This window comes from Sphingobium salicis subsp. salicis, assembly GCF_049472635.1.
Taxonomy (GTDB): Bacteria; Pseudomonadota; Alphaproteobacteria; order Sphingomonadales; family Sphingomonadaceae; genus Sphingobium; species Sphingobium yanoikuyae_A.
Window position 1 is genome coordinate 2764543 of sequence record NZ_JAYRCS010000001.1, and the last position, 18750, is coordinate 2783292.

The 18750-nt window shown below is 66.5% G+C and carries 21 protein-coding genes and 1 riboswitch; of the genes, 13 read left to right on the top strand and 8 right to left on the bottom strand.

From position 1 onward, the window contains the following. Window positions 1-40: 40 nt before the first annotated feature. The 3 genes from ybaL to VHN57_RS13470 form a co-directional block, all read right to left on the bottom strand. Window positions 41-1675, bottom strand: a complete 1635-nt coding sequence (gene ybaL / locus VHN57_RS13460; RefSeq protein WP_037517124.1) for a YbaL family putative K(+) efflux transporter — start codon at window positions 1673-1675, stop codon at window positions 41-43. 64 nt (window positions 1676-1739) lie between these two features. Next, the gene (locus VHN57_RS13465; protein WP_257211493.1) at window positions 1740-1868 is read right to left on the bottom strand and encodes a hypothetical protein; all 129 of its coding nucleotides are present in this window, start codon (window positions 1866-1868) and stop codon (window positions 1740-1742) included. Between the two features lie 53 nt (window positions 1869-1921). Next, window positions 1922-2305, bottom strand: a complete 384-nt coding sequence (locus VHN57_RS13470) for a hypothetical protein (protein WP_069338539.1) — start codon at window positions 2303-2305, stop codon at window positions 1922-1924. 190 nt (window positions 2306-2495) lie between these two features. Here VHN57_RS13470 and rplU point away from each other — a divergent pair, with 190 nt between their 5' ends. The 3 genes from rplU to VHN57_RS13485 all read left to right on the top strand — a co-directional run bounded on the left by rplU (window position 2496) and on the right by VHN57_RS13485 (window position 3950). Beyond that, complete coding sequence (gene rplU, locus VHN57_RS13475) at window positions 2496-2792, top strand: 50S ribosomal protein L21 (RefSeq protein ID WP_004207901.1); 297 nt, start codon at window positions 2496-2498, stop codon at window positions 2790-2792. A 27-nt stretch (window positions 2793-2819) separates the two neighbouring features. Then, window positions 2820-3089 carry a 50S ribosomal protein L27 gene (gene rpmA / locus VHN57_RS13480; RefSeq protein WP_004207902.1) on the top strand — a complete coding sequence of 90 codons (270 nt, stop codon included), beginning with the start codon at window positions 2820-2822 and terminating at the stop codon, window positions 3087-3089. 285 nt (window positions 3090-3374) lie between these two features. Beyond that, a complete protein-coding gene (locus VHN57_RS13485; RefSeq protein ID WP_048937480.1) occupies window positions 3375-3950 on the top strand; it encodes a GNAT family N-acetyltransferase in 576 nt (191 codons plus the stop codon). A gap of 36 nt (window positions 3951-3986) precedes the next feature. Here the strand turns inward: VHN57_RS13485 and VHN57_RS13490 are convergent, their stop codons facing one another. Then, entirely contained in the window at window positions 3987-4514 is a 528-nt protein-coding gene (locus tag VHN57_RS13490; RefSeq protein ID WP_017499839.1) for a GNAT family N-acetyltransferase, read from the bottom strand. Window positions 4515-4568: 54 nt separating this feature from the next. Here VHN57_RS13490 and VHN57_RS13495 point away from each other — a divergent pair, with 54 nt between their 5' ends. From VHN57_RS13495 to VHN57_RS13510, 4 genes are all read left to right on the top strand, one after another. Next, on the top strand, window positions 4569-5249 hold the full coding sequence (locus VHN57_RS13495; RefSeq protein ID WP_278987334.1) for a TetR/AcrR family transcriptional regulator: 681 nt from the start codon (window positions 4569-4571) through the stop codon (window positions 5247-5249). A gap of 30 nt (window positions 5250-5279) precedes the next feature. Further along, the gene (obgE, locus tag VHN57_RS13500; RefSeq protein ID WP_004207911.1) at window positions 5280-6374 is read left to right on the top strand and encodes a GTPase ObgE; all 1095 of its coding nucleotides are present in this window, start codon (window positions 5280-5282) and stop codon (window positions 6372-6374) included. Window positions 6375-6469: 95 nt separating this feature from the next. Beyond that, window positions 6470-7603, top strand: a complete 1134-nt coding sequence (gene proB, locus VHN57_RS13505) for a glutamate 5-kinase (protein ID WP_423284155.1) — start codon at window positions 6470-6472, stop codon at window positions 7601-7603. 24 nt (window positions 7604-7627) lie between these two features. Continuing rightward, the gene (locus tag VHN57_RS13510; RefSeq protein ID WP_423284157.1) at window positions 7628-8524 is read left to right on the top strand and encodes an NAD-dependent epimerase/dehydratase family protein; all 897 of its coding nucleotides are present in this window, start codon (window positions 7628-7630) and stop codon (window positions 8522-8524) included. Between the two features lie 409 nt (window positions 8525-8933). Here VHN57_RS13510 and VHN57_RS13515 read toward each other — a convergent pair whose 3' ends face one another. Continuing rightward, on the bottom strand, window positions 8934-9458 hold the full coding sequence (locus tag VHN57_RS13515; protein ID WP_278988452.1) for a CvpA family protein: 525 nt from the start codon (window positions 9456-9458) through the stop codon (window positions 8934-8936). 10 nt (window positions 9459-9468) lie between these two features. Then, window positions 9469-10836 (bottom strand): DNA repair protein RadA, encoded by a 1368-nt coding sequence (radA, locus tag VHN57_RS13520; protein WP_004207917.1) that lies wholly within the window; start codon window positions 10834-10836, stop codon window positions 9469-9471. Between the two features lie 89 nt (window positions 10837-10925). On the opposite strand from radA, the gene VHN57_RS13525 reads away from it, so the two are divergent. The 3 genes from VHN57_RS13525 (at window position 10926) to VHN57_RS13535 (ending at window position 15450) form a co-directional block, all read left to right on the top strand. Beyond that, the gene (locus VHN57_RS13525) at window positions 10926-11627 is read left to right on the top strand and encodes an endonuclease/exonuclease/phosphatase family protein (RefSeq protein ID WP_278988450.1); all 702 of its coding nucleotides are present in this window, start codon (window positions 10926-10928) and stop codon (window positions 11625-11627) included. A gap of 995 nt (window positions 11628-12622) precedes the next feature. Next, window positions 12623-14956 (top strand): patatin-like protein, encoded by a 2334-nt coding sequence (locus VHN57_RS13530; RefSeq protein WP_423284160.1) that lies wholly within the window; start codon window positions 12623-12625, stop codon window positions 14954-14956. Then, on the top strand, window positions 14953-15450 hold the full coding sequence (locus tag VHN57_RS13535; protein ID WP_278987933.1) for a hypothetical protein: 498 nt from the start codon (window positions 14953-14955) through the stop codon (window positions 15448-15450). Before VHN57_RS13530 ends, VHN57_RS13535 begins: the two co-directional genes overlap by 4 nt. A gap of 30 nt (window positions 15451-15480) precedes the next feature. Here VHN57_RS13535 and VHN57_RS13540 read toward each other — a convergent pair whose 3' ends face one another. Further along, window positions 15481-16527, bottom strand: a complete 1047-nt coding sequence (locus VHN57_RS13540) for a threonine aldolase family protein (RefSeq protein ID WP_278987935.1) — start codon at window positions 16525-16527, stop codon at window positions 15481-15483. A gap of 57 nt (window positions 16528-16584) precedes the next feature. Continuing rightward, window positions 16585-16693, bottom strand: a riboswitch (SAM-I-IV-variant riboswitch). A gap of 35 nt (window positions 16694-16728) precedes the next feature. After that, on the bottom strand, window positions 16729-17019 hold the full coding sequence (locus VHN57_RS13545) for a 4a-hydroxytetrahydrobiopterin dehydratase (RefSeq protein WP_004207923.1): 291 nt from the start codon (window positions 17017-17019) through the stop codon (window positions 16729-16731). Window positions 17020-17059: 40 nt separating this feature from the next. Between VHN57_RS13545 and VHN57_RS13550 the strand changes: the two genes are divergently transcribed. Genes VHN57_RS13550 through VHN57_RS13560 form a run of 3 tightly spaced genes read left to right on the top strand, consistent with a single transcriptional unit; the run spans window position 17060 to window position 18719 of the window. Next, on the top strand, window positions 17060-17467 hold the full coding sequence (locus VHN57_RS13550; RefSeq protein WP_004207924.1) for a metallopeptidase family protein: 408 nt from the start codon (window positions 17060-17062) through the stop codon (window positions 17465-17467). Further along, window positions 17464-18081, top strand: a complete 618-nt coding sequence (gene ccmA / locus VHN57_RS13555) for a heme ABC exporter ATP-binding protein CcmA (RefSeq protein WP_278987936.1) — start codon at window positions 17464-17466, stop codon at window positions 18079-18081. The genes VHN57_RS13550 and ccmA overlap by 4 nt, the downstream gene beginning before the upstream one ends. After that, window positions 18072-18719, top strand: a complete 648-nt coding sequence (locus tag VHN57_RS13560; RefSeq protein ID WP_010336308.1) for a heme exporter protein CcmB — start codon at window positions 18072-18074, stop codon at window positions 18717-18719. Before ccmA ends, VHN57_RS13560 begins: the two co-directional genes overlap by 10 nt. Window positions 18720-18750: the final 31 nt, after the last annotated feature.

Genomic DNA, 18750 nt, shown 5'->3' on the forward strand with positions numbered 1-18750 from the left:
GAACGATCGATCATCGTTCACCGCCCTTTTTCTTTGCCCCTCAGCCGACGCCGCAAAGCTGCAGCATGCGCCCGGCCAGTTCGCGTTCGCCCATGACGACATGGCGCACGCCCAGCGCTTCGAGATGCGCGACCTCGGCATCGCTATGGGCGCGGGCGATCACCTGCAAATTGGGGTTGAGATGGCGGGCATGCTCGTTGATCGCGCCGCCCTCGAACCCTTCGGGCACGGCGATCAGCAGATAGCGCGCCTCGCATATGCCCGCCGCCAGCAGGTGTCGGTCCTCCAGCGCATTGCCGCGCACCACCGACAGTCCGGCCTCTTCCGCTTCCTCGACCCGTTCGGGATCGCCCTCGATCACCACGAACTGGACATGACGCTCGGCCAGACGCTTGGCGATCAGCTTGCCGACCCGGCCATAGCCGACCAGGATGACATGGCCGAGGCGCGGCTGATCGGTCGCGGTGTCGGCCTGCGTCTCATCCTCCTCCTTCTTGTGATCGCGCACGATCAGCGAGAAGAGGATCGGGTTGATGAAGATCGACACGATCGCACCGGCAAGGATCAGATCGCGCGCCTCAGCCGGCAGGACGCCCAGCCCCGCCCCCAGCGACGCCAGGATGAAGGAAAATTCGCCGATCTGCGCCAGGCTGGCGGCGATCGTCAGCGCCGTGACATTGGGATGGCCAAAGGCACGAACGATGCCCCAGGCGGCGATCGACTTGCCCACCACGATGATGAGCACGGTCGCCAGCAGCGGCAGCGGCTGTTCCACCACCACCGCCGGATTGAACAACATGCCGACCGACACGAAGAACAGCACCGCAAAGGCGTCGCGCAGCGGCAGCGTCTCCTCGGTCGCGCGACGGCTGAGCGGGGTTTCGCCCAGGATCATGCCGGCAAAGAAGGCCCCCAGCGCAAAGGACACGTCGAATACGATGGCGGCACCGAAAGCTACACCCAGCGCAATGGCCAGCACGGCGAGGCGGAACAGCTCGCGCGACCCGCTATGCACCACCCAATGCAGCGCCCAGGGGATGAGGCGGCGCCCCACCACCAGCATCAGCACGACGAAGCCGACGACCTTCAGCAGCGTGCCCACCAGCGGCGCGATCAGCGCGCTCGCCCCGCCGCCGGCATCGGCATTGTTCATCACCCCCGCCAGCGCCGGCAGGAGGACGAGGGCAAGGACCATCACCAGATCCTCGACGATCAGCCAGCCGACCGCGATACGTCCGCGCCGGGTTTCGACCAGGTCCGCCCCCTGCAACGCACGCAGCAGCACGACCGTGCTGGCGACCGACAAAGCGAGGCCAAAGACCAGCCCGCCCATCAGCGGCCAGCCCATCAGATAGCCAAGGCCCATGCCGAGCAGGGTCGCGACCGCGATCTGCACGATTGCGCCGGGCACGGCGATCGCTTTGACCGACAACAAATCCTTGAGCGAGAAATGCAGGCCGACGCCGAACATCAGCAATATGACGCCGATTTCCGCCAGTTCATTGGCGAGGCCACTGTCGGCGACGAAGCCGGGGGTGAAGGGGCCGACCATGATGCCGGCAACCAGATAGCCGACCAGCGGCGATAATTTCAGGCGATGGGCGATGGCACCCATGATGAAGGCCACGACGAGGCCGGCAACGATCGTCCCGATAAGGGGCGTGTGGTGGGGCATGAAATTCCTTCCCTGTCCGCCGGCAGCAGGCCTTCATCCTGCCGCCGGCGCGGAACATTGTCTATTATTCGACGATGCCGAGCATCGCGATCGAGAGCAGGGCGCCGGCGGCGCCGAGCCCTGCCATGACGACAGGCATGAACCAGCCGGGCGGATTGCGCCGGCCACCGCGCATCTTTCTTTTGCGGGGCATGATCTCAATTCCTTCTGTCTGACGGACGCCCGCCATGGCGGGCGGGAAAAATGTCAGAGGAAGGCGGGCGGCGCGCGGGCGCGGCGACTCCGCGCGCGAAGATAGCTGTAGCGGCCTGCCAGCAGCGGCAGGGGCGCGTCGGGCGCCAGACGGCGCCAGGAGAGCATGAGGGCGAGCGCCGCCGCCAGCAGCCAGGGCAAGGCCACCCCATCCCCATCAGGGCGGGGCGCGCGGGCGAGATGCGGCGCGGGCAGCGAGCGCGCCTTGAGCACCACGCCGGTCGTGGCGGAACTGAAGGCGGAGCCATTGAGCTTGCTGGAAGGCGGACCGTCCGGCGCGATCGCACACAGAAGCGCGACCAGGATCGCAGCCCACAGCGATGCGATGAAGGGCAGCCTGCCCTTGCCGGTCGCATCCTGGGGATGTAATCTGCTCATCGGCGCTTATATTCCCTTCCATCACCGATGTAGGAAGACTAAGAGCCAAAAACCAGCCCACAAGCTGGGCCCATGGCGGTTGACAGAATCGAGTCATTCCACTACCGGGCCACATTCCCGCGCGGGTCGAACAGGCTTTTTGTCCTCGACGATCTGCGTAAAGCAGATTTGAACGAGAAGAGACCAAGCCATGTTCGCTATCGTGCGCACGGGCGGCAAGCAGTATCGCGTCGCCGCCGGAGATAAGATCGTCGTTGAAAAGCTCGCTGGCGAAGCCGGCGACAAGGTTACGCTGGACGACGTCCTGCTGGCCGGCGAAGGCGGCGACCTGAAGGACGCAGCCAAGCTGACCGTCGCAGCCGAAATCATTGCGCAGGCGAAGGGCGAGAAGGTCATCGTCTTCAAGAAGCGTCGTCGTCACAACTATCGCCGCAAGAACGGCCACCGCCAGAATCACACGATCCTCAAGATCGTGTCGATCGCCTGAGCGCAGCTTAGATAAGGAGTTTAGGTCATGGCACATAAGAAAGCTGGCGGTTCGTCGCGTAACGGTCGCGATTCTGAGTCGAAGCGCCTTGGCGTGAAGAAGTTCGGCGGTCAGGAAGTGATCGGCGGCAACATCATCATTCGCCAGCGCGGCACCCGCGTATATCCCGGCCGTAACGTCGGCATGGGCAAGGATCACACCCTCTTCGCTCTCGGCGAAGGTCGCGTCGTGTTCCACGACGGCAAGCTCGGCCGCAAATATGTATCGGTCGACGCGGTAGCCGCGGCAGCCGAATAACGGACGATCGATGACGGGTCGTCCTTCGCAAAAGGGACGTCCCGCCTGATCGGTTATGCGCATAAGTGCGCCGATCGGGATCGAGGGAAAAAAGGGCGCCCCTTCACAGGGAGCGCCCTTTTTTCCGTTCTGACGAACATCACCGGGCACTCCTCCCGATTTCCCTCAAACCTCTGGAACTACTGGCCTTCTCGCGCGTCGTGCGGGCGGGGCTCAGCCAGAGAAGACCGTCGTCAAGCCGTCATGATTGGCAGCTATTGGCGCGCACGAAGAGGAGAGACGTGAATGTTCGCCCGTACCCCCCGCCTGCTGCTGCGGCCAGGCTGGATGGAAGATGCCCCCGCCCTGGCCCAGGCCATCGGCAATGACGCGGTCCTGCGTAATCTGAGCCGCGCCCCCGCCCCCTATGGCCTGGCCGATGCCGAAGCCTTCCTGGCACTGCCGCAGGATTCGCGCATGCCGCGCCTGCTGGCCTTCACCCGCACCCAAGGCGCGCCGCGTCTGGTGGGCGGCTGCGGCATCCATAAGGCCGAGGATGGCACGCCGGAACTGGGCTACTGGATCGCCCGCCCCTATTGGGGCCTGGGCTTCGCCACGGAGGCGGCACGCGCCGTCATGAGCATCGCCCGCGCGCATAATCTGCCCGCTGTCCGCGCCGTCCATTTCGCCGACAATCGCGCGTCGGGCCATGTCCTGCGCAAGATCGGTTTCCGCGCCAATGGCACGATCGAGCGGCGCTACAGCCCCGCTCGCGGGGCCGAGGCCGACTGCTTGGTCTTTGACGAGGGCGAGGCCGCCCGCATGAGCGTGGACTTTGCGATGGACCTATATGGCGACGCGCTGCCGGCGCTTGCCGCTTGACTGAAGTGCGCGGGCGCCGATCAAGGCGCCCGCCTCTCACCCCTGACGCGGCCGATCGAAGACACGCGTCGGCGCGCCATGGAAATCGACTTCGGCCAGCGCGGCAAAGCCCAGTTTCTCCGCCACCTTGATCGACCCGCCATTGTCGGGCGCAATGATGCAGCGGATCGACGGCGCATCCAGATGCGCATCGGTCCAGGCAAAGATCGCCGCCATTGCCTCGGTCGCGATACCGCGCCCCCAGGCGGCCGGCCCCAGCACCCAGCCTGCCTCCGGCACGCCGTCCAGTTCGGCCAGCCCCCGCGCCGCGCTCAGCAACCCGGCCTCCCCCAGCAATTCGCCATTGGCGCGATCCTCGATCGCCCACATGCCATAGCCGAGCAGCGCCCACATGCCGGCATAGCGCAGGATGCGGAACCACACCGCCTGCGCATCGAGCGCCGCGCCGCCGATGAAGCGCACCACGTCCGGATCGGCCCAGAGCGCCTGGCAGGCGGGATAATCCTCCACCCGATGCGGGCGCAGGATCAGGCGGTCGGTGGTGAGGATGGGTGCATCGGTCATCGCCAATCTATGGGCGGCCGCGCAGGGGCCGGTCAAGCGACCCCGCACATGGCTATGGCCTTCCCTCCGCCCCTGTGTCATGGGCAAGCCACGTTGCCCGAACCAATCCCCCTCAAGCGCTCGCGCCTCAGCCCTGACGAAAGTCGCCTGATTGCGCTGGAAGCCGCCCGCGACCTGCTGCTGGAAGCAGGGCCGCAGGCCGTGACGCTGAAGGCCGTGGGCAATCGCATCGGCCGCACCCATGCCAATCTGCTCCATCATTTCGGATCGGCCGCCGGCCTGCAGAAGGCACTGGCCGGCTATCTGGCCGACGCCATCACCGCCACGATCGGCGACGCGGTGAATGCCGCCCGGCGGGGCGAGGTCGAGCCCCGGCGGATCGTCGACATGACCTTCGACGCCTTCGACGCGGGCGGCGCCGGCGCGCTGGCAAGCTGGATGCTGGCGTCGGGCAATGAGGATGCGCTCGACCCGGTGGTGGATGCGATCCACCGGCTGGTCGACAAGCTGGCCGCGACGGCGCTGCGCCCGCAACTGGCAGAGGTGATCCGCGACAACACGCTGATGCTGGTCCTGCTGGCGCTGGGCGATTCGCAGATGGGCGGCCCGATGGCCGCTGCACTGGGCCTCAATCGCGAGAAAGCGCGCGAACTGGCGGCCCGCAGCCTGGTCTCCGCCCTGACCGAAGAAGCCCGGTTGACGGCGACGGCGAAAGTGTCGCAAGCTAAGGTTTAATTTTGCCCAAGAAGACGCTATGGGCGCGCCATGCATTTTCTCGATCAAGCAAAAATCTATATCAAGTCCGGCTGGGGCGGTCCCGGCGCGGTCAGCTTTCGGCGTGAAAAATATGTCGAATATGGCGGCCCGGACGGCGGCAATGGCGGCAAGGGCGGCGACATCATCTTCGAGGCCGTGGCCGGCCTCAACACGCTGATCGACTTCCGCTACACCCAGCATTTCAAGGCGCAGCGCGGCATGCCCGGCATGGGCAAGAACCGTTATGGCGCCGGCGGCAACGACCTGATCGTCAAGGTGCCGGTCGGCACCCAGATCCTGTCCGATCCCCAGCCGATCGAGGGAACCGAGGACGAGGACGGCTATCCCGAATATGAGGAACAGGAAATCCTGGCCGACTTCACCGAGGTTGGGCAGCGTGTGAGCTTCCTGCGCGGCGGCGATGGCGGCCGCGGCAACCTGTCCTACAAGACCAGCACCAACCGGGCGCCGCGCCAGCATGGCACCGGCTGGCCAGGCCAGGAAATGTGGGTCTGGCTGCGGCTCAAGCTGCTGGCCGATGTCGGCCTGGTCGGCATGCCGAACGCCGGCAAGTCGACCCTGATCAACCAGGTGACGAACACCAAGGCGAAGGTCGGCGCCTATGCCTTCACCACCACCAAGCCGCAGCTTGGCGTGGTGCTGCACCGTGATCGCGAATTCGTACTGGCCGATATTCCCGGTCTGATCGCGGGCGCGGCCGAGGGCGCGGGCATCGGCGACCGGTTCCTGGGCCATATCGAGCGCTGCCGCGTGCTGCTGCACCTGATCGATGCGACCGGTGATGACCCGGTCGAAGCCTTCCGCATCGTCACCGACGAACTCGCCGCCTATGGCGGGGGGCTGGACGAAAAGCCGCAGATCGTGGTGCTCAACAAGGGCGACCTGCTGGGCCAGGAACTGATGGAAGACATTGCCGAGCAGCTGCGCGAGCAGGCCGGCGTGGAAGATGTCTTCATCATCTCCGGCGCGACCGGCGAAGGTGTCACCCCGTTGCTCGACGCCGTGCTGGAAATGCTCGACGAGGATCGTGAAGAGGACGACGCCGACGACAGCGACGGCGAAGCCACCTGGTCGCCGATCTAAGGCATCAATAAACTTATCTCCGTTCGGTTCGAGCTTGTCGAGAACTGCGCGCGAGGTTCTCGACAAGCTCGAACCGAACGGATGTTGTTGTAAAAGTGGCCACGAACGCCCTGTCCGGCTTTCCCCCTGCCCTGGTCCGCCGCCTGGTCATCAAGATCGGGTCGGCGCTGCTGGTCGATCCGGCCGGGGAAGTGCGCGTCGACTGGCTGCGCACGCTGGTGGCCGATGTCGCCGCACGCAAGGCGGCCGGGCAACAGGTCATCATCGTGTCGTCGGGCGCGATCGCGCTGGGCGCGCGCCGGCTGAAACTGCCCAAGGGCGGGCGCGGCAGCCTGGAGGATGCGCAGGCGGCGGCCGCCACCGGCCAGATCGCCCTGTCGCAATGCTGGGCCAGCCTGCTGCATGAAAAGGGCATTACCGCCGCGCAGATGCTGGTGACGCTCGACGATCTGGAGCATCGCCGCCGCTATCTCAACGCATCCGCCACGCTGGAGCGACTGATGGCGCTCGACGTCGTGCCGGTGGTGAACGAGAATGACAGCGTCGCCACGGCGGAGATCCGCTTTGGCGACAATGATCGACTGGCGGCGCGCATCGGACAGGCGGCACGGGCCGACGCGGTTGTGCTGCTGTCGGACGTGGACGGGCTTTACACCGCCAACCCGCACGCCGATGCGAATGCCATGCTGATCGAGAGGATAGAGCGCATCGACGCGCGCATTGCCGCCATGGCCGACACCGGTTCGGCTTCGGGCATGGGATCGGGCGGCATGGTGTCGAAAATCCAGGCGGCACAGATCGCCACCGGCGCCGGCGCCCATCTCGCCATCATCTCCGGCAAGGTCGACGCCCCGCTCAGCCATTGGGCCAATGCCGGCCGCGGCTCCATCTTCCTCGCCGCCGAAAGCCAGGGCGCGCGCAAGGGCTGGCTCTCGGGCCGCCTCACCGTGCTCGGCCGGATCATCGTCGATGCCGGCGCCGAAGCCGCTCTGGGCAAGGGCAACAGCCTGCTCCCGGCCGGCGTCGCGCAGGTCGAGGGCGTGTTTGCACGCGGCGACGTGGTCGACATTCTCAATCAGGATGGCCGGGTGATCGCCCGTGGCCTAACCGAATATGACAGCGAGGCCGCCGCGAAGATCGCCGGCCGCCGCAGCGAGGACATTCCCGCCCTGCTCGGCGAAATGTCCCGCACCGTGCTGGTCCATCGCGACCATATGGCGATGGTCTGACCTATTATGTCCCTTAGAATTGCCATGACCGGCGCGACGGGTTTCGTCGGCGCCGAAACGCTCGATCAGGCGCTTGCCGCCGGTCTCCAGGTCAACGCCCTCACCCGCCGGGCGCAGCCGCCACGCGCCCATCTCAAATGGGTGCCCGGTTCGCTCGACGATGCCGCCGCGCTCGATACGCTGGTGCGCGACGCCGACGCCGTGATCCATATCGCGGGCGTGGTGAACGCGCCCGACCGCGACGGGTTCGAGGCGGGCAATGCGCGCGGCACGATGGCGGTGGTCGACGCCATGCGCAAACGCGGCGTGCGCCGGCTCGTCCATGTCTCCTCGCTCGCCGCGCGCGAACCGGGCATGTCGGACTATGGCTGGTCGAAGGAACTGGCCGAACGCCATGTGAAGGCCAGCGGCCTCGACTGGACGATCGTGCGCCCGCCCGCCATCTATGGCCCCAATGACCAGGAAATGCTGGAACTGTTCCGCATGGCCAAGCGCGGCATCATGCTGCTGCCGCCCGGCGGCCGGCTGTCGGTGATCCATGTCGCCGATTTGTCCCGCCTGCTGCTGACGCTCGCCTGCGAAAAGGAGCAGAGCCAGACCCGCACCTATGAGGCGGACGATGCGACGCCCGGCGGCTGGGACCATCAGGAATTCGGCCAAGCGATCGGCCGGGCCGTGGGCCGCACTGTCCGCACCTTCGCGACGCCGCAATGGCTGCTGGCGACCGCTGCCCGGCTCGATCGGCTGGTGCGCGGCCGCAACGCCAAGCTGACCCCCGACCGGGTCGATTATTTCTGCCACCCCGACTGGGTCGTCGCCAAGCGCAAGCAGCCGCCCAAGCGGCTGTGGACGCCGCAGATCCCGACCGAGGAAGGGCTCAAGGCCACGGTCGAAGCCTATCGCGCCAAGGGCTGGCTGTAGCCCGCCCAAGGACACGAGTCCGCGCGGGTCACGACCGAAGTTCATAGTGTAAACGGCCTTTTCGGGGCATTTGCACCTGCTTCGCCCTCATGATGCACCGCCCACGCGCCGGTAACGCGCCATGGCAGGTTCGGCAGACGCGCCCGGCGCGCGCCAGTTGCATGGATAGCGGAGGCAGGATGAGCGGCAGCGTCATGCCCCAGCTTAGAACAGGGGCAGAGCTGTAGGACAGCGGCATGCGGGCGTGACGGGTCGAGTTTCGACCAAGAACCGCCCATCCCATCATCGTCACCCTGAACTTGTTTCAGGGTCCATTCCTCCCAATAGACCAATGGTTTGTTAGGCTTGATGGATGCTGAAACAAGTTCAGCATGACGTCGGTGGGATGGCCGTAAGCCACCCACCCCGGTCACGCCGCCGGATCGGACTCCGCCGGCTTCTGCGCGCGCTGTTCATCGACAAATTCGCTGATCGCCTTGCCGCTGGCATTGAGCAGCGGATAGGTGCGGGCGTCCGACAGCCAGTCAGGGCGGCGTGCGCCGCTGCCGTAGAATGTGTCATAGACGAGGGAGAAGGCGAGGAAGACCAGGGTCGCACCGATCAGGCCCTTGATCGCGCCGAAGCCGCCGCCCAGCACCCGGTCGATCGGGCCGAGCACCGACTGGCGGGTGCGTTGGCCGATCGCGCGGGCAAGCAGCTTGCCCGCGCCAAAGGTGACGGCGAAGATCAGGAAGAAGGCCAGCACTGCCGCCCCGCTCTCGCTGCCGACGAAGCTGGTCAACAATTCGGTAACGGAAGCGTGGAGCAGGCTGATCGCGAAGATGCCCGCGACCCAGGCGATCAGCGACAGGGTTTCGGTCACGAACCCGCGCAGCAGGCCGAATATGGCGCAGCCGCCGATGAGGAGGAGGACGAGGATATCGACGGCGTTCATGCCGCGCTGGCTATCCGCGCCCGAGCATCTGGTCAACCAGCTGTGCAAGGGTGCGGAAGCCGCTGACCGAAATCCCCTTCACCCCGTCCGCGCCCGACGCCGGCACGAAGGCGCGGTTGAAGCCCAGCTTGGCCGATTCACGGAGCCGCAGCGGCGTGTGCGAGACGGGGCGAATTTCGCTCGACAGCGCAATCTCGCCGAACAGCACGACATCGGCGGGCACCGGCCGTTCCGACAAGGCCGACATCAAAGCAGCGGCGACGGCAAGGTCAGCGGCCGGGTCGGATAGACGATAGCCGCCCGCGACATTGAGATAGACTTCGCAGGTCGAGAAGCTGAGGCCGCAGCGCGCCTCCAGCACGGCGAGGATCATCGCCAGCCGGCCGCTGTCCCAGCCGACCACGGCGCGCCGGGGCGTCGCCCCGCTCGACAACCGCACCACCAGCGCCTGGATCTCGACCAGCACCGGCCGCGTCCCTTCGAGCGCGGGGAAGACGGTGGCGCCCGTCACCGTCTCGTCGCGATTGGTGAGGAACAGGGCGGACGGATTGGCGACCTCCTCCAGCCCCTCGGCGACCATCGAGAAGACGCCGATCTCGTCGGTGCCGCCGAAGCGGTTCTTGATCGCGCGCAAGATACGGTACTGGTGGCTGCGCTCGCCCTCGAACGCCAGCACCGTGTCGACCATATGTTCCAGCACGCGCGGGCCGGCGATGCTGCCATCCTTGGTGACATGGCCGACCAGGATCAGCGCGGTGCCGCGCTGCTTGGCGAACTTGATCAGTTCCTGGCTCGATGCACGCACCTGGCTGACGGTGCCGGGCGCACCCTCGATCAGGTCGCTGTGCATGGTCTGGATCGAATCGATAATGAGCAAAGCGGGTGGCACGCCCTCGCTCAGCGTCGTCAGGATATCGCGTACCGATGTCGCGCTGGCCAGTTGCACCGGCGCATTGCCAAGGCCCAGCCGCTGGGCGCGCAGCCGCACCTGGTCCGACGCCTCCTCGCCGCTGATATAGGCGACGGTCAACCCGCGCGAGGCGACCCGCGCCGCCGCCTGCAGCAACAGGGTCGACTTGCCGATGCCCGGATCGCCGCCGATCAGCGTGGCCGACCCCGGCACGATGCCGCCGCCCAGCGCCCGGTCGAACTCGGCAATGCCGGTGCTGGTGCGCGCGGGCAGTTCCACCTTGCTGTCGAGGCCGATGAGCGTGATCGCCCGGCCGCCGCCCTGCAGGTCATGCTTGGCGGAAAAGACGGTCTCGGCCGCTTCCTCGACGATGCTGTTCCATTCGCCGCAATCATCGCACTGCCCCTGCCACCGGCCGGAGACGGTGCCGCATTGCTGACAGACGAATTTGCGCTTTGCCTTGGCCATCGCCCACGCATAACAGAACATAAAAGGAACACAAACGCGATCTTGCATCGAGGCTGGAAACCCCCGCGCCGCTGGCGCATTGAAGCAGCATGTCCGCCACGATCCGCGTCGCCAGCTATAATATCCGCAAGGCCATCGGTACCGACCGCCGCCGCTCGCCCGAGCGGGTGATCGACGTGCTGAACGAGGTGGATGCCGACATCATCGCGCTGCAGGAGGCCGACCGGCGCTTCGGCATACGCTATGCCGCGATCCCGCCGCTGCTGCTCGACCGCCAGAGCGGCTACAAGCCGGTGCCGCTCAATGTCCAGACCGACAGCATGGGCTGGCACGGCAATGCCATCATCGTCCGCAAGGAAGCGGAGGTCGCCGCCTATGACGTGCTGCACCTCCCTTGCCTGGAACCGCGCGGCGCGACCATGGCGGAGGTGGGAATCAAGGGCGCGACCCTGCGCGTATTCGGCATGCATCTCGACCTGTCGGGCTTGTGGCGGCGCAAGCAGGCGGCGGCGGTGATCCATGCGGCGGCCCAGGGCCATGCCCTGCCGACGGTGCTGATGGGCGACCTCAACGAATGGAGCGCCGAACGCGGTTGCCTGGCCGACTTTGCCCGCCATTACAGCTTCGCCCCCTGCGGCCGCAGCTTCCACGCCCGCCGCCCGGTCGCCCGGCTCGACCGGATCATGCATTGCGGCCGCATCCGCCTGGTCGACAGCGGCGTCCACGAGAGCGCCGCCGCGCGCAAGGCGTCGGACCATCTGCCGATCTGGGCGGAGTTCAAGCTGGGGTGAATGCGGGCGCGTGTTGGGGATGGCTGAGGGTCTGAAGACGGCCAAGAGCGGCGGTAAATTCCTCCCCTGCAAGGGGAGGGGGACCACGAAGTGGTGGAGGGGTGTCACGCTATCGAGAGGGGGATACCCCTCCGTCTGGCCTTCGGCCAGTTCAAGGGAGACACGGGTCTCCCTTGAACTCCCCTTGCAGGGGAGGATGGTCTGAAAACGACCATTTTTAGTCACTCCACCAGATCATCAACATTCTTAAATCCGGCCATTCATTCAAATGGTGTGTAGAAGGCTGAATGACGAAATCTGGTGGAAAGCTGCCATTACCGTACCCTAAAGATTTGGCGATTACTTAGTTTACAACCAAGGGCTTCGAGTCAGGCGAAGGGTTAGAAACAAGGCTATGGGATCGATCGCAAACGCGCCGTTTAGCGCCGGGGTTTGCGCTGCTCCATATAACGCCCAATCACCCATCCGATCAGCGCGCACGCTACCACCGGGGCAAACACTCTGGTCGGTGTATCGACCGAACTCGTCATTCCCGCCAGAAGGCCCAATAGCGCGCCGAAGATAATACCGCGATGAGGCAGATTCACTCAGACTTCTCCACTTGCTTATGCTTCACGATCTCAAGCTGCCTGTCATCGAAGCGCGCTTCGTCGTCAATCATAGGCAGGATACAGCACGGCCTGCGGATGTCCGCAATTAGGGCGATTGTTGCTGAATAATTTTTACCGCGCAGCGTCAGCTAGAGCCAATTGACTCTCCAAAACCGCCAGTCCGCTACCCACCCCATTTTGTCATTCCCGCGTAGGCGGGAATCCATCCCCTGACCTTGCATCTGGTCCGACGCTGGGGAGATGGATCCCCGCCTGCGCGGGGATGACGGTAAAAAAACAGGCCGTTGCTTAGCCACCCATCCAACTCTCCCTTCCCGCTTTCGGACAGGGGGTGGGACATTCCGCCTCTCGACAAGGCGCCCTGGCTTTGCGATCCCTATCCCCATGAGGGAGAAGGAATTACGCCTCGCGCTCGTCTGTTATGGCGGGATCAGCCTGGCCGTCTACATGCACGGCATCACCAAGGAAATCTGGCACCTGACGCGGGCGAGCCGGGCCTTTCATGACGGGGTGGCGCCGCAGGGGGCGAGCGAGGCAGTCTATCATCGGCTGCTCGCCGATATCGAGGCGGCGAGCGGCACGCGGCTGCGCATCCTGCCCGACATCATCGCCGGCGCCAGCGCGGGCGGGATCAACGGCATCTTTCTGGCCCAGGCGATCGAGACCGGCCAGTCTCTGGAACCGCTGACCGCGTTGTGGCTCGACAATGCCGATGTCGACGAACTGCTCGATCCCGATGCCCGGCCCGCCCGCGCGCTGACCAAATTCTGGGCGACGCCGCTGGTATGGATGGCCGCGCGCCGCCCCGGCGACGCGGTCGAGCGAACGGTGGCGCCCGACACGCGCGAAGAGGTGCGGATGAAATTGTCGCGCTTCATCCGCTCGCGCTGGTTCGAGCCGCCCTTTGGTGGGGCAATATTCTCGACCATGCTGCTCGACGCCTTCGACGCGATGGCGGCGACGCCGGCCGGGCCGTCGCTGCTGCCCGACGGCCATCCGCTCGACCTGTTCGTCACCGTCACCGATTTCGACGGCCATGTGCAGAGCCTGAGCCTCAACAGCCCGCCCCAGGTGATCGAGACCGAGCATCGGCTGTCGATCGGCTTTCGTGGCCGGGGCGGCAGTGCCAGCGGCTTTGCCGATCCGGCCGAACTGGTCTTTGCCGCGCGCGCCACCGCCAGCTTCCCCGGCGCCTTTCCGCCCTTCACCGTGCGCGAGCTGGACCGGGTATTGAAGCGCCGCCACCGCGCCTGGCCCGGCCGCGACGCCTTTCTGGCGCGCGTGCTGCCGCGCCGGGCGGCACGGGGCGAGGCGGAGGACGCGGTGCTGATCGACGGATCGGTGCTGGCCAACGCCCCCTTTGCCCAGGCGATCGGCGCGCTCAAGAACCGGCCGTCGCGGCGCGAGGTCGACCGCCGCTTCGTCTATATCGATCCCAAGCCCGGCCACCGATCGATCCACCTCAATCGCGAGGGCGAGGAGGAAGCAGCGCCGATCGGCGAGAATGCGCCGCTGCCGGGCTTTTTCCGCACCATCTTCGGCGCACTGTCTGACATTCCACGCGAGCAGCCGATCCGCGACAATCTGGAGGCGATCGACCGCCATTCCGCCCGCATCCGCCGCATGGGCCGGATCATCCAGGCGCTGCGCCCCGGCATCGAGGCGGAGGTGGAGGGGGCGATCGGCCGCATGCTGTTCCTCGACCGGCCGACGCCGGCGCGCCTGTCGGCCTGGCGCGGCAAGGCGCAGCAGCGCGCCGCCGCCTCGGCCGGATTCGCCTTCCCCGCTTATGCCCATCTCAAACTGTCGGGCATCGTCGAGGATCTGACCGCGCGTCTGTTCCAGTTGAGCGGCGAGGATGCGCCGATGATGCGCGAAGCCTATCGCCAGGCGATCTGGAAGCAGGTGCGCGCGATCGGCGCCGACCAGTTGACCGAGGATGCCGGCTCCGCCGCCGCGCCCGTCCTCTTCTTCCGCACCCATGACCTCCCCTTCCGCATCCGCCGCCTGCGCTTCCTGGCGCGGCGGCTGGCCGAGACGCTGGAGTTGGAGGCCGATGCCGACAGCGAAGCGGTGCAGGCGATGCACGACGCCATCTATCGCGCGCTCGCCCTCTACACCGAATGCGAGGGCAATGATTTCTACAATGACCATGTCCGCGCCGCCGCCGCGCAGGTGCCGACCGACGCCGGTGCCGCGCTGGAGGCGATGGCGCAGGCGCGTGACCTGCGTGCCCGCGACGAGGCAGCCGACATGCTGCTGGCCGAGGCGCTCGCCAACCTGCCCAAGGCGGGGCGCCGCACCATGTTGCTGGCCTATCTCGGTTTCCCCTTCTCCGACATCGCGACCTTACCGTTGCTTCAGGGTGACGCAGTCGATGAATATGATCCGATAAAGGTCGACCGGATTTCGCCCGAAGATTGCACCGCCATCCGCGCCGGCGGCGCCAACGCCACGCTAAAAGGCATAGAATTCAACAATTTTGGCGCCTTCTTCAGCCGGGTCTATCGGGAGAATGACTATCTGTGGGGCAGGCTCCATGGGGTGGAGCGCCTGCTGGATATCGTAATTTCCGCAATTCCTGCCCCAACCCGTCTTCCCGAAGGGGCGTTGCGCAACTATAGGCGGGCGGCGTTTCTGGCGATCCTCGACGAGGAAGAGTCGCGCTTGCCGCATGTTGCGGATCTGATCGCCGGACTGCGGGAGGAAATCGGGTGAAGGGGCGTTTGAAGCTGTTTCCGATGATGCTGGCGCTGGTGCTCGTCACCGGCTGCAAGGGCTCGTCCGATGACAGCGCTGAGGCCGCCCCGGTCAGCGCACCGCAGCAGGTGGCCGTCGCCGTCGTCCAGCCCGATCCGCCGCCGCCCGCTCCCCCCGCCGTCCTGCCCTCGCGCCCGGCGCCGATCGTCACCGTCGGCCCGCCCGGCCCGACCAATTCGCTCGACCTGCCGCCGTCCAGCAATGCGGCCCAGCCCGCCCCCTTCCCGCGCGAAGTCACCGCCTTCATGGTCGACCGCGACAGCTGCGACCATTTCCGCGGCGAGGAACCCTATGATGCGGAACGGCGCGCCTATATCGAGGAAAGCGTCGCCGAACTCTGCTCCGGCACCGACGCGAAGCTGGCCTTGCTGCGCAAGCGCTACGAAAAGATGCCGGACGTCATCAGCGCGTTGAGCAGCTATGACGCCCGGATCGAGGGCGAGGAACCCTGAGGCCGCCTCGCCCGCACTAGCGCCATCCGGTCAGGCGGCGACCGCCAGACAGGCTTCCCTGATGTCGCGGGCCAGTTCGTCGACCCGCTCCACCTGCGCATCCCAGGCGAACATGAATCGCGCGCCGCCGCCGATGAAGGTGTAGAAACGCCAGCCGCGCGCGCGCAGGGCTTCCAGCACCTCCGCGGGGGCCGTCAGGAACAGCGCATTGGCCTCCACCGGGAAGATCGGGCTGACATCGGGCAGGTCGGCGATCGCAACCGCCAGCCGGCGCGCGCAATCATTGCCGTGGCGGGCATTGCGCAACCAGGCGCCGCTTTCCAGCAGGCCGATCCAGGGCGCCGACAGGAAGCGCATCTTCGACGCCAGTTGCCCCGCCTGCTTGCAGCGATAGTCGAAATCCTGCGCCAGCGCGCGATCGAAGAAGATCACCGCCTCGCCCACGGCCATGCCATTCTTGGTGCCGCCAAAGCAGAGCACGTCGACGCCCGCCTTCCAGCTGATTTCCGCCGGATCGCAGCCCAGGCTGGCGCAGGCATGGGCGAAGCGCGCGCCGTCCATATGCAGTTTCAGCCCCAGTTCGCGGCACACGGCAGAAATCGCGCGCACTTCCTCGACAGTGTAGACAAGGCCGGTCTCGGTCGGCTGGGTGATGGTGACGACGCGCGGCTTGGGGAAATGGATGTCGGACCGGCTGGTCGCGAGCTGCCGGATCGCGTCCGGCGTCAGCTTGCCGTCGGCCGAGGGCGCGGCGAGCAGCTTCGACCCGTTGGAGAAGAATTCGGGCGCGCCGCATTCGTCGGTCTCGACATGGGCGGCCGCCGAACAGATCACGCTATGATAGGATTGGCACAGCGCCGCGAGCGCCAGCGAATTGGCGGCCGTGCCGTTAAAGACGAAGAAGACCTCCGCATCGCCGCCGAACAGGGTGCGGAAATTGTCCGCCGCGCGCTGCGTCCATTCATCCTCGCCATAGGCCGTCGCCGATCCGCTGTTCGCCGCGAGCATCGCGTCGAGCGCCTCGGGGCAGGCCCCGGCATAATTGTCGCTGGCAAATTGCTGTGTGGAAATGGGCACGTCATGCTTCCGTCTGCTGGTGTTTGACCAAGCATCGGATCAACGTCGTCGTGGCTGCATGTCCCGTTGGATTGCCGGTCCGGCCACATCCCCCTCTTTCGAAAGGCACCACCTTGCTCGGGGAGCAGGTTGGTGTCGGACGTTGGCCCGACTCTTGATGTTGCCGGGGCGATTATCGGCCGGGCGATGCCGCGTCAAGCATCAGCGCAGCAGCGCCTCTATCCCCTTCGCCAGATCGATGTCCCGTTGCGACAGGCCGCCGGCATCATGGGTGGTGAGCGTGATTTCGACCCGATTATAGACGTTCGACCATTCGGGATGATGGTCGGCCTTTTCCGCCAGCAGCGCCACCCGCGTCATGAAGCCGAAGGCGGCGACAAAGTCGGGAAAGGTGAAGCTGCGCGCGATCCCGTCCGGTTCGGCGACCGCCGTCCATTCGGGCAAATCCGCCAGCGCGATCGCCCGTTCCGTTTCGTTCAGTCTGGCAAGCATTTCTCTATCCTGCGTTATTTCTTTCGCCTATGTGACAGCCATGCCTGACACTGGTCAATCGTTCCGCTTCGCCCCTACCCCACAGGAAATCGAGACACTTGCGCTGGAGGCCCTGAGCCGCCTGCCCGAGCCCTTCCGTTCCTATCTCTCCAATGTCGTGATGCTGGTCGAGGATTTCGCCGACGCCGATATCCTGAAGGAGATGGAGATTGACGATCCGTTCGGCCTGACCGGCCTCTATAGCGGCCGTCCCTTCGGGCAGGAGGCGCAGACCGGCGACCTGCCGCCGACCGTGCATCTTTTCCGCCGCCCGCTGCTCGACGAATGGGTCGAAACCGGCGTGCCGCTCGAAGCGCTCATCACCCATGTCGTGGTGCATGAAATCGGCCATCATTTCGGCCTGTCGGACATCGACATGCATGTGCTGGAGGATATGGTCGCCCCATGAGCGGCGCGGCGCTGCGCCTGTCGGGCCTGGCCTGTCTGCGCGGCGGACGCCTGCTCTTTGCCGGCGTCGACCTGATGCTGGCGGCCGGCGGCAGTGCCTTGCTGCACGGCGCCAACGGCATCGGCAAGTCGAGCCTGCTGCGCCAGTGTGCCGGACTCCTGCCCATTCATGCCGGGACGATCGACCGCCAGGGCAGCGTCGCGCTGGCCGACGAGCGGCTGGCGCTCGACATGGAATTGCCGCTCCACCGCGCACTCGGCTTCTGGGCACGGCTCGACCGGGCGGATGCGGCCGCGCTCGACCGCGCGCTCCACGCCATGGCGCTCGCCCCCTTGCGCGACGTGCCGGTGCGCATGCTTTCCACCGGCCAGCGCAAGCGCGCCATGCTCGCCCGCGTGATTGCCAGCGGCGCGGATATCTGGCTGCTGGACGAACCGGCCAACGGCCTGGACGATGCGTCGGTCGCGCTGCTCGGCGCGGCGGTGGCGGACCATCTGGCGGCCGGCGGCATCGTCGTCGCTGCCTCGCACCAGCCATTGCCGCTGACCGATCCGGTGCGGATCGAGATGGCCGCCCATGTGCCGGACCCGGCGCAGGAGGCGTCATGCGACTGATCGCCCTGCTCGTCGCCCGCGACCTGGGACAGGCCTGGCGCTCGGCCGGGCTGTGGCTGCCGGTCGCCTTCCTGCTGCTGGTCGCCAGCCTCTACCCCTTTGCGGTCGGTCCCGACGCCGCCCTGCTCGCCCGCACCGGCGGCGGCATGTTGTGGATTGCGGCGCTGCTCGCCAGCCTGTTGCCGGTCGATCGGCTGGTCGCGCCCGATCGCGACGCCGGCATCCTGGACCAGATCGCGCTGCGCGGCATCAGCGAGGAGATGGTGGTGATCGCCCGGCTGATTGCCCATTGGCTGGGTTTCGGCCCGCCGCTGATGATCGCCGCCCTGCCCGCCGCCGCGCTGCTGAAGCTGGACGGCGCGACGATCCTGACGCTGGAGGCCGGGCTGTTGATCGGCACGCCCGCGCTTGCCGCGCTCGGCCTGCTGGTGGCGACGCTGACCGCCGGACTGCGCTCGTCGGGCGCGCTGGCGGGCCTGCTCGCCCTGCCGCTGGCGGTGCCGCTGCTGATCTTTGGCGCGGGCACCTTGGGCGACGGCAGCGGCGCCGCGTTCAAATTCCTGGGCGCCGCCTCCCTGCTGCTGGTCGCGATCACACCGATCGCGGGCGGCGCGGCGATCCGCGCGGGTCGGGAATGAGGTTTGTGCAACGCGCAAGGCGTTGACATTG